At 71.8% G+C, this 13,304-nt stretch carries 15 protein-coding genes; 6 read left to right on the top strand and 9 right to left on the bottom strand.

The genetic code is table 11. The features are described 5' to 3' along the window. The first annotated feature begins 6 nt into the window (after nt 1–6). Genes ACERZO_RS05430 through ACERZO_RS05420 form a run of 3 tightly spaced genes read left to right on the top strand, consistent with a single transcriptional unit; the run spans nt 7 to nt 3,079 of the window. Nucleotides 7–1,152, top strand: a complete 1,146-nt coding sequence (locus ACERZO_RS05430) for an acyl-CoA dehydrogenase family protein (RefSeq protein WP_372662629.1) — start codon at nt 7–9, stop codon at nt 1,150–1,152. After that, a complete protein-coding gene (locus tag ACERZO_RS05425; RefSeq protein ID WP_372662627.1) occupies nt 1,149–1,919 on the top strand; it encodes an SDR family oxidoreductase in 771 nt (256 codons plus the stop codon). The genes ACERZO_RS05430 and ACERZO_RS05425 overlap by 4 nt, the downstream gene beginning before the upstream one ends. Nucleotides 1,920–1,927: 8 nt before the next feature. Continuing rightward, complete coding sequence (locus ACERZO_RS05420) at nt 1,928–3,079, top strand: acetyl-CoA C-acetyltransferase (RefSeq protein ID WP_372662624.1); 1,152 nt, start codon at nt 1,928–1,930, stop codon at nt 3,077–3,079. Here ACERZO_RS05420 and fgd read toward each other — a convergent pair whose 3' ends face one another. The 8 genes from fgd to ACERZO_RS05380 form a co-directional block, all read right to left on the bottom strand. Then, nucleotides 3,080–4,084, bottom strand: a complete 1,005-nt coding sequence (gene fgd / locus ACERZO_RS05415; protein ID WP_372662622.1) for a glucose-6-phosphate dehydrogenase (coenzyme-F420) — start codon at nt 4,082–4,084, stop codon at nt 3,080–3,082. Between the two features lie 2 nt (nt 4,085–4,086). Continuing rightward, a complete protein-coding gene (locus ACERZO_RS05410; protein ID WP_372662619.1) occupies nt 4,087–5,142 on the bottom strand; it encodes an NAD(P)H-dependent flavin oxidoreductase in 1,056 nt (351 codons plus the stop codon). Continuing rightward, nucleotides 5,139–5,870: a CoA-transferase subunit beta gene (locus ACERZO_RS05405; protein ID WP_372662616.1), complete on the bottom strand. Its 732-nt coding sequence runs from the start codon at nt 5,868–5,870 to the stop codon at nt 5,139–5,141. Before ACERZO_RS05405 ends, ACERZO_RS05410 begins: the two co-directional genes overlap by 4 nt. Continuing rightward, nucleotides 5,867–6,730: a CoA transferase subunit A gene (locus tag ACERZO_RS05400; RefSeq protein ID WP_372662613.1), complete on the bottom strand. Its 864-nt coding sequence runs from the start codon at nt 6,728–6,730 to the stop codon at nt 5,867–5,869. Before ACERZO_RS05400 ends, ACERZO_RS05405 begins: the two co-directional genes overlap by 4 nt. Next, nucleotides 6,720–7,460: an enoyl-CoA hydratase family protein gene (locus ACERZO_RS05395; RefSeq protein WP_372662608.1), complete on the bottom strand. Its 741-nt coding sequence runs from the start codon at nt 7,458–7,460 to the stop codon at nt 6,720–6,722. The genes ACERZO_RS05400 and ACERZO_RS05395 overlap by 11 nt, the downstream gene beginning before the upstream one ends. Further along, on the bottom strand, nt 7,460–8,338 hold the full coding sequence (locus tag ACERZO_RS05390; RefSeq protein ID WP_372662605.1) for an SDR family oxidoreductase: 879 nt from the start codon (nt 8,336–8,338) through the stop codon (nt 7,460–7,462). The genes ACERZO_RS05395 and ACERZO_RS05390 overlap by 1 nt, the downstream gene beginning before the upstream one ends. After that, entirely contained in the window at nt 8,335–9,102 is a 768-nt protein-coding gene (locus tag ACERZO_RS05385) for an SDR family oxidoreductase (protein WP_372662602.1), read from the bottom strand. The genes ACERZO_RS05390 and ACERZO_RS05385 overlap by 4 nt, the downstream gene beginning before the upstream one ends. A 163-nt stretch (nt 9,103–9,265) precedes the next feature. Beyond that, nucleotides 9,266–9,661: a winged helix-turn-helix transcriptional regulator gene (locus ACERZO_RS05380; RefSeq protein WP_372662599.1), complete on the bottom strand. Its 396-nt coding sequence runs from the start codon at nt 9,659–9,661 to the stop codon at nt 9,266–9,268. 118 nt (nt 9,662–9,779) lie between these two features. Here ACERZO_RS05380 and ACERZO_RS05375 point away from each other — a divergent pair, with 118 nt between their 5' ends. Then, the gene (locus ACERZO_RS05375; RefSeq protein WP_372662596.1) at nt 9,780–10,634 is read left to right on the top strand and encodes an SDR family oxidoreductase; all 855 of its coding nucleotides are present in this window, start codon (nt 9,780–9,782) and stop codon (nt 10,632–10,634) included. On the opposite strand, the gene ACERZO_RS05370 is transcribed toward ACERZO_RS05375, so the two are convergent. After that, complete coding sequence (locus ACERZO_RS05370) at nt 10,612–11,799, bottom strand: helix-turn-helix domain-containing protein (RefSeq protein WP_372662594.1); 1,188 nt, start codon at nt 11,797–11,799, stop codon at nt 10,612–10,614. The genes ACERZO_RS05375 and ACERZO_RS05370 overlap by 23 nt on opposite strands. A 69-nt stretch (nt 11,800–11,868) precedes the next feature. Here ACERZO_RS05370 and ACERZO_RS05365 point away from each other — a divergent pair, with 69 nt between their 5' ends. Beyond that, entirely contained in the window at nt 11,869–12,525 is a 657-nt protein-coding gene (locus tag ACERZO_RS05365; protein ID WP_372662591.1) for a TetR/AcrR family transcriptional regulator, read from the top strand. A gap of 131 nt (nt 12,526–12,656) precedes the next feature. Further along, nucleotides 12,657–13,301 carry a cutinase family protein gene (locus ACERZO_RS05360; RefSeq protein WP_372662587.1) on the top strand — a complete coding sequence of 215 codons (645 nt, stop codon included), beginning with the start codon at nt 12,657–12,659 and terminating at the stop codon, nt 13,299–13,301. Nucleotides 13,302–13,304: the final 3 nt, after the last annotated feature.

Genomic DNA, 13,304 nt, shown 5'->3' with positions numbered 1-13,304 from the left:
GCGTGCGTGGAACCGACGCGATTCCGCCGCGAGGTCGCGGGCTGGCTCGCGGACAACCTGACCGGGGACTTCGCGCGGCTGCGGGGCCTCGGCGGTCCGGGCCGCGAGCACGAGGCCTTCGACCTGCGCCTGGCCTGGGAACGCCACCTCGCCGCCGCGGGCTGGACGTGCGTCGGCTGGCCGGCCGAGCACGGCGGCCGCGGCCTCTCGCTCGACGAGCAGGTCGCGTTCCACGAGGAGTACGCGGCCTCGGGCGCGCCCGCGCGCGTCAACCACATCGGTGAGCAGCTGCTCGGCCCGACGCTCATCGCCTTCGGCACGCCTGAGCAGCAACAACGGTTCCTGCCCAAGATCGTCAGCGTCGAAGAACTCTGGTGCCAGGGCTACTCCGAGCCCGGCGCCGGCTCCGACCTGGCCGCGGTTTCGACGTCCGCGGTCCGGCGCGACGGCGACTGGGTCGTCAACGGCCAGAAGATCTGGACGTCCCTGGCCCACGTGGCCGACTGGTGCTTCGTCGTCGCCCGGACCGAACCGGGGTCGCAGCGCCACCACGGGCTGTCCTACCTGCTGGTACCGCTGCGCCAGGACGGCGTGACCGTGCGGCCGATCCAGCAGCTGACCGGGACGTCGGAGTTCAACGAAGTCTTCTTCGACGACGCCCGCACCCCGGCCGACCTGGTCGTCGGCGAACCGGGCGAGGGCTGGAAGATCGCCATGGCCACCCTGGGCTTCGAGCGTGGGGTTTCCACGCTCGGCCAGCAGATCGGGTTCCGCCGCGAACTCGACGACATCACCGCCGAAGCCAAGCGGCTCGGCACCTACGACGACCCGCTCCTGCGCGCCGACCTCACCCGCGCCCGCCTCGGCCTGCGCGTCCTGCGCGCCCACGCCCTGCGGACGCTGGGCCGCCCGGCCGGGCCGGAGGTCGCCGTCGGGAAGCTCCTCTGGGCGCAGTGGCACCGCGGGCTCGGCGAACTCGCCATGCGGGCCCGCGGAGCGCGTTCGCTGGTCGCCTCCGGAGACGAATTGGACGACGCCCAGCGGCTCTACCTGTTCACCCGCGCCGACACCATCTACGGCGGGTCGGACGAAATCGAGCGGAACATCATCGCCGAGCGCGTGCTCGGCCTGCCCAGGGAGGCACGCCCGTGATCCCGCAGTACCCACCCGGCCACGACCTGTTGTCCGGCAAGGTCGTCGTGGTCACCGCCGCGGCCGGCACCGGCATCGGCTCGGCCGTGGCACGCCGGTGCCTCGAAGAGGGCGCTCAGGTGGTGATCAGCGACTGGCACGAACGGCGGCTCGGCGAGAAGGCGGCCGAGCTGGCCGAACTCGGCAAGGTGCACGCGATTCCTTGCGACGTCACGGCCGAGGCCCAGGTCCAGGCACTCATCGACGGCGCGGTGGACCACTTCGGACGGATCGACGTGATGGTCAACAACGCGGGTCTGGGCGGCACGAAATCGGTCCTGGACATGACCGACGACGAGTGGTCCCGCGTCCTCGACATCACCCTCACCGGGACGTTCCGCTGCACGCGGGCGGCGCTGAAGCAGTTCGTCGCGCAGGGCGGCGGCGGGGCGATCGTCAACAACGCGTCGGTGATCGGCTGGCGCGCCCAAGCCGGGCAGGCCCACTACGCCGCCGCGAAAGCCGGCGTCATGGCGCTGACCCGGTGTTCGGCCCTCGACGCCGCCGAGCACGGCGTCCGGATCAACGCCGTCGCGCCGAGCCTGGCCATGCACCCGTTCCTGGCCAAGGTCACCAGCGACGAACTCCTCGACGACCTCACGAAACGCGAGGCGTTCGGCCGCGCGGCCGAACCGTGGGAAGTCGCCAACGTCATGGTCTTCCTCGCCAGCGACTACGCGAGCTACCTCACCGGCGAAGTCGTCTCCGTCTCCAGCCAGCACCCCTAGGAGCACTCGTGCCCGAAGCCTTCCTCCTCGACGCCGTCCGCACGCCGGTCGGCCGGCGCGGCGGCGCGCTGTCCGGGTGGCACTCCGCCGACCTCGGCGCGCACGTCATCCGGGCGGTCGTCGAACGCGCCGGCGTCGACCCGGACCTCGTCGACGACGTCATCCTCGGCTGCACCGACACCCTGGGCCCGCAGTCGGGCAACATCGCGCGCACCGCGTGGCTCGCGGCCGGCTACCCCGACCACGTGCCCGGGGTGACGGTCGACCGGCAGTGCGGGTCGAGCCAGCAGGCGGTGCACTTCGCGGCGCAGGCCGTCATGTCCGGCACGCAGGACCTCGTCCTGGCCGGGGGTGTGCAGAACATGAGCCGCATCCCGATCAGCGCGGCGATGCTGGCCGGGCGGGAGTACGGATTCGACGACCCGTTCTCCGGTTCGAAGGGCTGGCAGGAGCGCTACGGCAGCGTCGAGGTGTCGCAGTTCCGCAGCGCCGACATGATCGCCGAGCACTGGGACATCGGCCGGGAGGCCATGGAGGAGTACGCGTTCCGCAGCCACCAGCGGGCCCTGGCCGCGATCGATGCCGGCCGGTTCGACGCGGAAGTCGCGGAGGTGGACGGCTTCCGGCACGACGAGGGGCCGCGCCGGGACACGTCACTGGAGCGGATGCGCGGGTTGAAGCCGCTGAGCGAGGGGTCGCGCCTGACGGCGGCGGTGGCCAGCCAGATCTCCGACGGCGCGAGCGCCGCACTGCTGGCGTCGGAAGCGTTCGTGAAGGAGCACGGCCTGACACCGCGAGCGCGGATCCACCACCTGTCGGTGCGCGCGGCCGACCCGGTGTGGATGCTGACCGGCCCGATCCCGGCGACGTCCCACGCCCTGCGTCGCGCGGGGCTCACCATCGAGGACATCGACCTGTTCGAGGTCAACGAGGCGTTCGCCAGCGTGGTGCTGGCGTGGCTGGACGAAACCGGCGCGGACCCGGCGCGGGTCAACGTCAACGGCGGCGGGATCGCCCTCGGCCACCCGATCGGGGCGACCGGGACGAAGCTCCTCGCGACGCTCCTGCACGAGCTGGAGCGCCGCGAGGGGCGGTACGGCCTGCAGACGATGTGCGAAGGCGGCGGCACCGCCAACGTCACCATCATCGAACGGCTGTGATCAGCCCAGGGCGCGCAGCTTCGGGAGCACGTCCTCGGAGAACTGACTCAGGAAGCGCTCCTGGTCGTGCCCCGGGCCGTGGAAGACCAGGTGGTTCAAGCCCGCGTCCAGGTACGGCTTGATCTGCGCCACGGCCTCGTCCGGGTCCGACGCCACGATCCACCGCTTGGCGACCTGCTCGATCGGCAGCTCGTCGGCGAGCCGCTCCATCTCCTCGGCCGAAGACACGCTGTGCTTCTGCTCCGCCGACAGCGACAGCGGCGCCCAGAACCGGGTGTTCTCCAGGGCCTTCTCGTGGTCGCGGTCGTAGGACAGCTTGATCTCGATCGTCCGGTCGACGTCCTCGACGGACTTCCCGGCCGCCTCGGCACCTTCCTTCACCGCGGGCATCAGCTTCTCGGTGTAGAGGTCCATGCCCTTGCCCGACGTGCAGATGAAGCCGTCGCCCGCGCGGCCCGCGTACTTGGCCACCACCGGGCCGCCCGCGGCGATGTACACCGGCACCGGCTGCTCCGGCCGGTCGTAGATCTTGGCGTCCACCAGCTCGTAGTAGTCGCCCTTGAAGTTCACGTTGTCGCTGGTCCACAGCTCGCGGATCAGCTTGATCGACTCGCGCAGGCGGGCGAAGCGCTCCTTGAACTCCGGCCATTCGCGCCCGGAGACGGCGATTTCGTTCAGCGCCTCGCCGGAGCCGACGCCGAGGATCACGCGGCCGTTCGACAGCAGCGACATCGTCGCGAACGCCTGGGCGATCACGGCCGGGTTGTACCGGAACGTCGGGGTCAGCACGCTCGTGCCGATCTGCACCCGCTTCGTGCGCTCGGCGACCGCCGGCATCCACGCCAGCGCCCACGGCGCGTGGCCGCCCTCGTGCCGCCACGGCAGGAAGTGGTCCGACACCCAGACCGAGTCGAGGCCGACCTCTTCGGCACGCACCGCGTACTCGACCAGGTCCCGCGGCCCGAACTGCTCCGCCGACGCCTTGTAACCGACCTTGAGCGCCACGCTCATCCTCCCGTTTCCCGGCCGAGTCGCCGCAGGATCTCACCTGCCTCGGCCACTGTGCCCTCGACGATCCCGGCCACCGTGGGCAGGTCGTGGATCATGCCCACCACCTGTCCCGACGCTAGCACTCCCGCGTCCGTCCGGCCCTCGACCAGCCCCGCCCGCAACAGCATCGGGGTGTTGGCCGCCATGACCAGCTGACTCCAGGTCAGATCGTTGCCGTGCTTCATCGCAAGGCCTTCTTTGACCATGGCAACCGGGGACAGTCCGGTGATATTCCGGAACCGCAGCGCGTTGCGCGCGGCCTGCGCGAGCCCGCGCAGGCGCCCGGTGCGTTCGAGCTTCTCGACGAGGTCGGTGCGCAGCACCCGGTGCGGCAGGCCGTCGACGCGCCGGGTGACGACCGTCCCGGTGAGACCCTGCTCGAGGTAGACGCGCTTGACGTCGTCGGGGACCGTGCTCTCCTTGCTCAGCAGGAACCGGGTGCCCATCGCGACCCCCGCGGCGCCGTAGGCCAGGGCGGCGGCGAGGCCGCGGCCGTCGAAGAAGCCGCCGGCGGCGACGACCGGGATGTCGACGGCGTCCAGCACCGACGGCAGCAGCAGCGTCGTCGCCACTCCCCCGGTGTGCCCGCCGCCTTCGCCGCCCTGGACGATGACGGCGTCGGCGCCCCAGGCGGCGACCTTCTCGGCGTGCCGCGCGGCACCGATCGACGGGATCACCACGATCCCGTGGTCCCGCAGTTTCGCGATCATCTCCCGGCGCGGGGCGAGCGCGAACGACGCCACCTTGACACCCTCGCGGATCAGCAGGTCGACCCGGTCGCCGGCGTCGGCCGCGTCGGCCCGCAGGTTGACGCCGAACGGCTTTTCCGTGCGTTTCTTGACTTCGGTGATCGCGGCTTCCAGCTCGGCGAAGGTCATCGTGGCCGACGCGAGGATGCCGAGCGCGCCCGCCTCGGCCGTCGCCGAGACGAGCCGCGGGCCGGCGACCCAGCCCATCCCGGTCTGCACGACCGGGTGCTCGACCCCGACCAGCTCGGTCAGCGCGGTCTTCACGCCGGGACTTCCTTGTCGCGCAAGCTCTTCGGATCCACGACCTCGCGGAGCAGCCGCAGTTCTTCGCCGGTCGGCTCGCGGCTGGTCTCGACGCCGGAGAAGTCGATCTCGAACGTCGTGGCCGCCGTGACCTCGTCGCGGGTGACGCCGGGGTGCAGCGACACCGCGCGCATCGCGTGGTCGGCACCCCCGAAGCCGAACACCCCGAGGTTCGTGACGACCCGGTGGACGTCGTGGTACTTCTGCGCCGACGGCCCGGCTTTGGCGGCGCTGTCGTAGCCGACGCCCGACACGACGTCCACTGTGTCCACGAAGACCCGCGTGGAGTGCCGGGGAACCCAGTAGCTGGTGCGGTGGTTGACCGTGTTGCCCGGCGCGCCGCGGACGCCGAGGAGCTGCTTCTTCGGCCGCGCGTGGTCGCCGATGGCGGAGATGTTCTGGTTGCCGTACCGGTCGATCTGGTTGGCGCCCATCACGACGTGCCGCCGCCCGTGCGGGACGATCGTGTCGAGCATCTTGCGGAACGGTTGCCAGCCCTCGACCACGCCGTCGGTCGTCATGAGGTAGGCCTCGCCGTCGGACATCAGGAGGTCGGGTTCGAACGTCAGCCGCGCGAGCTTGGCGCCCAGCTGCGGGACCAGGCCCATCGGGCTGACGACGATCTCGCCGTCGCCGCGGAACACCTCGGCCATCGCCACGACGACGATTTCGGCCCGGGTCGCGCTCATGCCACCTCCGCCTCGAACTTGTCCACTTCGGACAGATACGTGGGTTCGTCGCCGGAGAGGAACCGGTCCGCGAAGCCCGGCCACGCGTCGAGGTCCTTGGCACAGGCCGCGTAGTGGCGCTGGAACCGTTCGTCGCGGCCGTAATCCGGCACGGCCGTGGTGAAGTGCGCGCCGCGCGGGGACTCGACGACGCCGTCCACGCTGCCGCGGTTGAGCAGCAGCGACTGCACCGGCCCGCCCGCCGTCAGCTCGGTCGTGTCGACGACCTTTTCCACCGACACGAAACGCTTGTCCGCAGCCAGGCAGAACAAGTCGTCGAAGTACGGGTCCGGGCCGAGGTACTGGGCGTTGCCGCGGACGTCGGCGCGGTTGAGGTGCACGAGCGCGACGTCCAGACGCTGCGCCGGCACCGCCACAAGCTCTTCGCCGTCGGCGTAGGGCGAGCGCACGGTGCGCAGGTCCGGGTTGGCGCGCATCACCTCCGAGCCGAGGCCGGCGCGCATCGGCAAGAACGGAAGCCGTTGCGCGGCAGCCGAAAGCGCGGCGCCGAACATGCCCTCGTCGTACTCGGTGACGGCGATGGCGCCGGTCTCGCGGGCGCGGCCGAACCACGGGTCGAACGGGATCGAGTCCAGGGTCACGAACCCGAAGACCACGCGCTTGACTTTGCCCGCCGCGCACAGCAACCCGACGTCCGGGCCGCCGTACGAGACGACCGTGAGGTCCTTGACCGGGGTGCGGAGGATCGCGCGGACCAGAGCCATCGGCTTGCGCCGCGAGCCCCAGCCGCCGATCCCGATCGTCATGCCGTCCTTCAGCTCGGCCGCCACCTCGTCGGCGGTCGTGCGCTTATCGGCCATTCAAGAACTCCTCGCGGGCTTCGTCGGACGCGCCGAGCAGGTTGAGCTCGAAGGTGAAGCCCTGCTCGAACCGGTAGCTGCGGTGCACCTGCTGGGTGTCGATGCCGTTCAGCGCCTCCTTGGCCGCCCGGATGACCCGTGGGTCCTTCTTCGCGATGTCCCGGGCGACGGCCAGGGCGGCGTCGTCCAGCTCCGCGCGCGGGACGACCTGGTAGACCGAGCCGTGCGCGTGCAGTTCGGCGGCGGTGATGGTGCGGGCGGTGAAGTAGAGGGTGCGCATGAGGTGCTGCGGCACGAGCCGCGCCAGGTGGGTCGCAGCGCCGAGCGCGCCGCGTTCGACCTCGGGGACGCCGAAGGTGGCGTCGTCGGAAGCGAGGATGACGTCGGCGTTGCCGACCAGCCCGATGCCGCCGCCGAGGCAGAAGCCGTGCACGGCGGCGACAACCGGGACCGCGCAGTCGTAGACCGCGCCGAAAGCCGCGTAGCAGCCCCGGTTCGCGCCGACGAGCGCGTCGTACCCTTCGCTGCGCTGGATCTCCTTGATGTCCACACCCGCGTTGAACCCGCGGCCTTCGGCGCGGAGGATCACGACGTGGACGTCGGGGTCCTTCCCGGCCTTGAGGATGGTCTCGGCCAGGTCGAACCAGCCCTGCACGGGCAGCGCGTTGACCGGCGGGAAGTCGACGGTGACGACCTCGACGTGCCCGTCGCGCTTGGTGAGGATCGCCATCAGCTCGCTCCGTAGACGGGTTCGGGCTCGGGCGCGCGCTCGAGCAGGTCCTTCACGACCGGGCCGAGCTCGGCGGGGTCCCAGCGCTCGCCCTTGTCCACGACCGGCCCGTGGCGCCACGCCTGGGCGAGGGACACCTTGCCGCCCTCGACCTCGAAGACGCGGCCGGTGACGTGCGCGGACTCCTCGCTGCCGAGCCAGACCACCAGCGGCGAGACGTTCTCCGGTGCCATCGCGTCGAAGCCTTCGTCCGGACGCGCCATCGTGGCGAACACCGCCTCGGTCATCCGGGTCCGCGCGGCCGGCGCGATCGCGTTGACGGTCACCCCGTAGCGCGCCAGCTCGGCCGCCGCCACGACGGTCAGCCCGGCGATACCGGCTTTCGCCGCCGAATAGTTGCCCTGGCCGACGCTGCCCAGCAGCCCGGCGCCGGAACTGGTGTTGATGACGCGCGCGCTCGGCGTGCGCCCGGCTTTCGCCTCGGCCCGCCAGTGTTCGGCGGCGTGCCTCAGTGGGGCGAAGTGGCCTTTGAGGTGCACGCGGACGACGGCGTCCCACTCGTCCTCGCCGAGGTTGACCAGCATCCGGTCCCGGACGAACCCCGCGTTGTTGACCAGCACGTCGAGGCGGCCGAAGTGCGCCAGCGCGCTGTCGATGAGGGTCTTCGCCCCGGCCCAGTCGGCGACGTCGGAGGTGTCGGCCACGGCTTTCCCGCCCAGGGCTTCGATCTCGGCGACGACTTCCGCGGTCGCGTCCCCGTCCACGTCGTTGACGACGACCGGCGCGCCCTCGGCGGCGAAGGCGAGGGCGTGGGCCCGCCCGATGCCGCGGCCGGCGCCGGTCACCACGACCACCCGGTCCTGGCACAACCCGCTCACGAATCCTCCCGTTGGTTGACGTCGGCCGCGGCGAGGAACGCCGGGACCTCTCCCCCGCCGTGCACGAGCAGGGTCGCGCCGGAGACGTAGGAAGCGAGGCCGGAGGCGAGGAAAGCGGCGCAGGCGCCCACTTCCGCGGGCTCGGCCAGCCGGCCGAGCGGCACGGTCTTCCCGACCGCTTCGACGGCGGCCTCACTGCCGTAGTGCAGGTGGGCCCGTTCGGTGCGCACCATGCCGACGTCGAGGGCGTTGACCCGCACCTTGGGCGCCCACTCGACGGCGAGGCTGGCGGTGAGGTTGTCGAGCCCGGCTTTGGCGGCCCCGTAGGCGGCGGTCCCGGGCGACGCGCGCGTGCCGCTGACGCTGGAGATCATCACGATGGAGCCGCCTCCGTCCTGGCGTTGCATGACGGCGTTGGCGTGCTGCGAGACCAGGAGCGGGGCGAGCAGGTTGAGCTGGACGACCTTGTCGTGCAGCCGCGGCGAGGCGGTGGCGGCGGGGGCGAAGGGGGCACCACCGGCGTTGTTGACGACGACGTCGAGGCGGCCGTGGTGCTCGACGATGCCGTCGATGAGGGTCTTGACCTGGGTTTCGTCCCGGACGTCGCACCGGACGAACTCGGCGTCGGTGGCGGTCTCGCGCCGGGCGCAGGTGACGACGTGGGCGCCGTGGGCGAGGAAGACGTCGGTGACACCCCGGCCCACCCCGCGGACGCCCCCGGTCACCAGGACTACGGCGCCGGACAGGCCCAGATCGGTCTTCACTCCCCAAAACTAGAACACGTTCCAACTTTGGGCAAGGCTCCCGGCCTCGACCCACCCGACGCCGACGGCCGAAGCCGTCTTGAATGAGTCATTCAGGGCGCCCGGGGTCCTGAATGACTCATTCAAGACCGCGGCGGCCGGCGTCGCGATGGACTAGAACGCGTTACGACTCGCGCTTGGCGGCGTCGTACTCCGCATTGGCCGCCATCACCTCGGGCATCTGGCCCTCGACGTCCTCGATCAGCGCCAGCAGCAGCGCTGCCGTGCGGCGGCCGCGGGGGGTCAAGCTGTACTCCACCTTCGGCGGGATCGTCGGCTGGGCCTCGCGGTGGACGAACCCGTCGCGCTCCAGGGCCTGCAGGGTCTGGGCCAGCATCTTCTCGCTCACCCCGGACACCCGCCGCCTCAGGGCGTTGAACCGGAGCGTGCCGTCGTGGAGGGCGGCCATCGCCAGGATCCCCCACCGGCCCGTGATGTGCTCGAGCGTCGCCCGGGACGTGCACGCCTGGGCGAACACGTCGAACACCACCTGCCCGTGCTCGTCCAGCCACTCGCTCATGGGGTCAACGGTACCGCGCCCGCCGCACAAGCCCAGGTGAGGATACTCACCAACAGTTTGCACTTTCGAAAAGTTAGTACACTCTGACGGTAAGCAATCCGAGAGCGAGGAGCAGCAGATGATCGTGGTCACCGGTGCCACCGGCCAGCTCGGCCGCCTGGTCGTGGAAGGCCTGCTGAAGAAGGTCGCGCCCGCCGAGGTCGCCGCCGCCGTGCGCGATCCCGGGAAGGCCGCCGAGTTCGCCGCGCGCGGGGTGCAGGTGCGGCGGGCCGACTACGACGACCCGGCGAGCCTCGCCGCGGCCCTCGCCGGCGCGGACAAGGTGCTGCTCATCTCCAGCAGCACGCCCGGGCAGCGGCTCGCCCAGCACGAAGCCGTCATCACGGCCGCACGCGAGGCCGGGGTCGGCCACCTCGCCTACACGAGCGTCCTGGCCGCCGACACGACGAAGCTGTTCGTCGCGCCCGACCACAAGGCCACCGAGGAGGCCATCCGCGCGTCGGGCGTGCCGTTCACCTTCCTGCGCAACGGCTGGTACACCGAGAACTACGCGCAGACGATCGCCCAGGCGCTCGCCGTCGGGTCCTTCGTGGGCAGCGCCGGCGAGGGCAAGCTCGGCGGCGTCCCGCGGATCGACTTCGCGGAGGCGGCCGTCGAGGTCCTGACCGGCGAAGGCCACGAGGGCAAGGTGTACGAGCTGGCCGGCGACGAGCCGTGGAGCTACGCCGACCTCGCCGCCGCCGTGACGGCCGCCGCCGGCAAGCCGGTCACCTACCAGGACCTGCCCGGCGAGCAGTACCGCAAGGTGCTCGTCGGCGCCGGGCTGCCCGAGCCGGTCGCGGCCATGCTGGCCGATGCTGACCGCGGCATCGCCGAAGGCGAGCTGACGTCGGACTCCGGCGACCTGCGCCGCCTGATCGGCCGGCCGACGACGCCGCTCGCCGAAGCCGTCACCGCCCTGGTGAAGAACTGAGGTCACCCGGAGACCGGAGGGCCGAGGCACGCAAGGCCGCTTGCATCGCGAACCGCGCCTCGGCATCCTCCAGCCGCTCGCCGAACGCCTCTCTCAGCTGGCGCACGCGGTACCGGACCGTCTGCGGGTGGACCGACAAGTCCACCGCGATCTTCTCCGAGTTCCCGCCGTTTTCCAGCCACGACAGCAGGGTTTCGCTCAACCGGCGGCGCGTGCGGTCCGGGAACCGCGCCAGCGGGGCCAGTTCCTGGCGGGCCACCTGGTCCGCCAGGGCCGGGTCGCAGAGCAGCCACAGCGCCGTCAGGTGCTTCGCGCACCACGTCACCGGGGCTTCCGGAAGCGCGCCCTCGCCCACCAGCCGCAGCGTCGTCCGCGCCCAGCGCAGGGACTGCGCCGATGCCGACGGCGGGACCGGCGGTCCCACCGCGGCCCGGACGCCGAGGGCGGCGAGCAACCGCTCGTCCACCGGCGCCGGCACCACCAGACAGGGGTGCGGCGGTTCGAGGTCGGCCAGGACCTCGGGTCCCCAGCACGGTTCCACCGGTGCTTCGAGGACCACGGCGGCCACCTCGGCGGGCACCGGCCAGCCGGCCGCCGTCGCGAGCTCGGCCACGACCGCGTCGGTCGGCGCGACCGGACCGGTGACCAGGCGCAGCAGGCGACGGCGCAGGCTCGCCCGCGTGCCACCGAGCTCCGCCTCCGCCTCGCGGTGCCCGCGGACCGACATCCGCGCCAGTTCGTCCGCGTAGCCGAACAACATCTCCGCCAAGCGCGCCATCACCGCCGACGACAGCCGTTGCCGGCGGCCCAGGCGCATGATCCAGCGCCAGCCGGCGCGGGTGCCGATGCGGTACGCCGTCTGCAGGTCGTCCAGGGTCCGGCCCTCGTACGCCTCGCCCGCGCCGAGCCGGCGGCACGTCTCGTACAGCCGGTCCCGCGGCGCCAGCGGGTCCTCGACCAGGTCGACGAACAGGACCACCGCGCACTCGACGCCGTGGCGGGTCACGCGGCCGTGCCCGGCGTACACCGGGACGGCCTGCCACACCTCCCGGACGATCCACTCCACCAGCGACGGGATCGCCGGGCGCATGAGCGCGGCGAGCTCCGCGCGTCCGGAAACCTCGTGCACCACCGGGACTTGCTGCCGAGCTTGGTCGCCGGACACCGGGCTCCCTTCGCGGGGCGGGTCAGCTTTACCGAGCGGTAAAGCAGCGAGACCGTAGAGTACACCTCCATGAGCAGGCCGCGGTCCCCTGATCGATCCAGCACGCGCCGGAGCCCGGCCTCCCGACCCACCGACGGCGAGCTGCTCGACGCCGCCCGCGCGGTGTTCGCCGAACGCGGGTACGCGCAGGCCACGATGGACCTGATCGCCGCCCGCGCCGACTCCACCAAACCGACGCTGTACGCGCATTTCGGGGACAAAGCGGCGCTTTTCCGCGCCACCGTGAGCCGGGAGGTCGCCGTACTGCGGAACTGGGTCCTCACCGCCTACGAAACCGCGAGCGCGAGCCCTCTCGAAGACCGCGTCCGGCTCGCCGTGATGGCCATGTTCCGCTACGCCGGTGCCCACCCGGACAGCTTCCGGATGCTGTTCGACTCCGCCGTCGACGAGATGTCGAACGAGCGCCGGGCGCTGGCCGACACGGTCACCACGCACGTCGTCGACCGCGTGCGGGAGCACCTGCTCGCGCACGGCCGCACGCCCGGGCCGGGCGCGGACCTGCTGGCCGCGATGATGGTCGGCCTGGTCGGCCGGGCCGCGATGCACGTCTCCCACTCCCCCGGCGTCGACCCGATCGCGGCCGGCGAGCTGGCCACCGGGTTCGTGATGGCCGCCCTGCGCGGCCTCGACCCCGCTTTGCTGGACCGCGTCGACGCCGTCAGCTGAGTGTCCACATCGGACTGATTGTCACCGGCCGGACAATTCCGGCCGGCTGATCGAAGATTCCCTTGCTTTCGGGCGCATTTCGAGAAAGCGTTTGCGGACATTCCGGTTCCCCAGCAGAAGTGGGATCAGCCATGATTCGCTTGCTTTCCTCCGTCGTCGCGGCCGGCCTCGCCACCGCCGGGCTCGCCGTCGCCACCGCCCCCACGGCGTCGGCCGCGCCGTGCACCGACGTCGACGTGCCGGTCGCCCGCGGCACGTTCGAACCCGGCACGCTCGGCTTCATCGTCGGCGACCCCGTTTACCAGGCCGTGCAGAACCAGGTGCGGCCGCGTTCGGTGAGCGGCTACCGGGTCGACTACCCGGCCGACCTCGGCGAGCCCGCGTCGGTGCAGAAGGGCAACACCGACCTGGTGAACCACGTCAAGGCGCAGGCCGCGGCCTGTCCGCAGCAGCGGTTCGTCCTGGTCGGCTACTCCCAGGGCGCCAACGTCGTCGACAACTCCCTCGGCATCAGCAGCGACGGCGCGGTCGTCGGCGGCCCGATCGTCGCCACCATCCCGGCGGAGCTGGCCCCGCGGGTCGCGGCCGTCCTGCTGTTCGGCAACCCGATCCGCGCCATCGGCCGCGAGGTGACCGGGCCGTACCAGAGCCGCACCAAGGACTACTGCGCCGACGGCGACCCGATCTGCCAGCCCGGCGGCGCGAACTTCCTGGCCCACTTGAGCTATGGCGGCGACGCCTCCGACGCCGCCGCCTTCGCCGCGGGCAAGCTCTGACGC

It is taken from the genome of Amycolatopsis kentuckyensis (assembly GCF_041679295.1).
In the GTDB taxonomy this organism is placed as follows: domain Bacteria; phylum Actinomycetota; class Actinomycetes; order Mycobacteriales; family Pseudonocardiaceae; genus Amycolatopsis; species Amycolatopsis kentuckyensis_A.
Note: the sequence above shows the minus strand (reverse complement) of the source record. Positions and strands in the feature narration are given on the sequence as shown.

What these genes read in the sequence shown, in the direction of transcription:
- ACERZO_RS05405 (WP_372662616.1), bottom strand. Translation starts at nt 5,870, where the DNA reads ATGAGCGCGACCCGGGCCGAAATCGTCGTCGTGGCGATGGCCGAGGTG.
- ACERZO_RS05400 (WP_372662613.1), bottom strand. Translation starts at nt 6,730, where the DNA reads ATGGCCGATAAGCGCACGACCGCCGACGAGGTGGCGGCCGAGCTGAAG.
- ACERZO_RS05395 (WP_372662608.1), bottom strand. Translation starts at nt 7,460, where the DNA reads ATGGCGATCCTCACCAAGCGCGACGGGCACGTCGAGGTCGTCACCGTC.
- ACERZO_RS05380 (WP_372662599.1), bottom strand. Translation starts at nt 9,661, where the DNA reads ATGAGCGAGTGGCTGGACGAGCACGGGCAGGTGGTGTTCGACGTGTTC.
- ACERZO_RS05375 (WP_372662596.1), top strand. Translation starts at nt 9,780, where the DNA reads ATGATCGTGGTCACCGGTGCCACCGGCCAGCTCGGCCGCCTGGTCGTG.
- ACERZO_RS05365 (WP_372662591.1), top strand. Translation starts at nt 11,869, where the DNA reads ATGAGCAGGCCGCGGTCCCCTGATCGATCCAGCACGCGCCGGAGCCCG.
- ACERZO_RS05360 (WP_372662587.1), top strand. Translation starts at nt 12,657, where the DNA reads ATGATTCGCTTGCTTTCCTCCGTCGTCGCGGCCGGCCTCGCCACCGCC.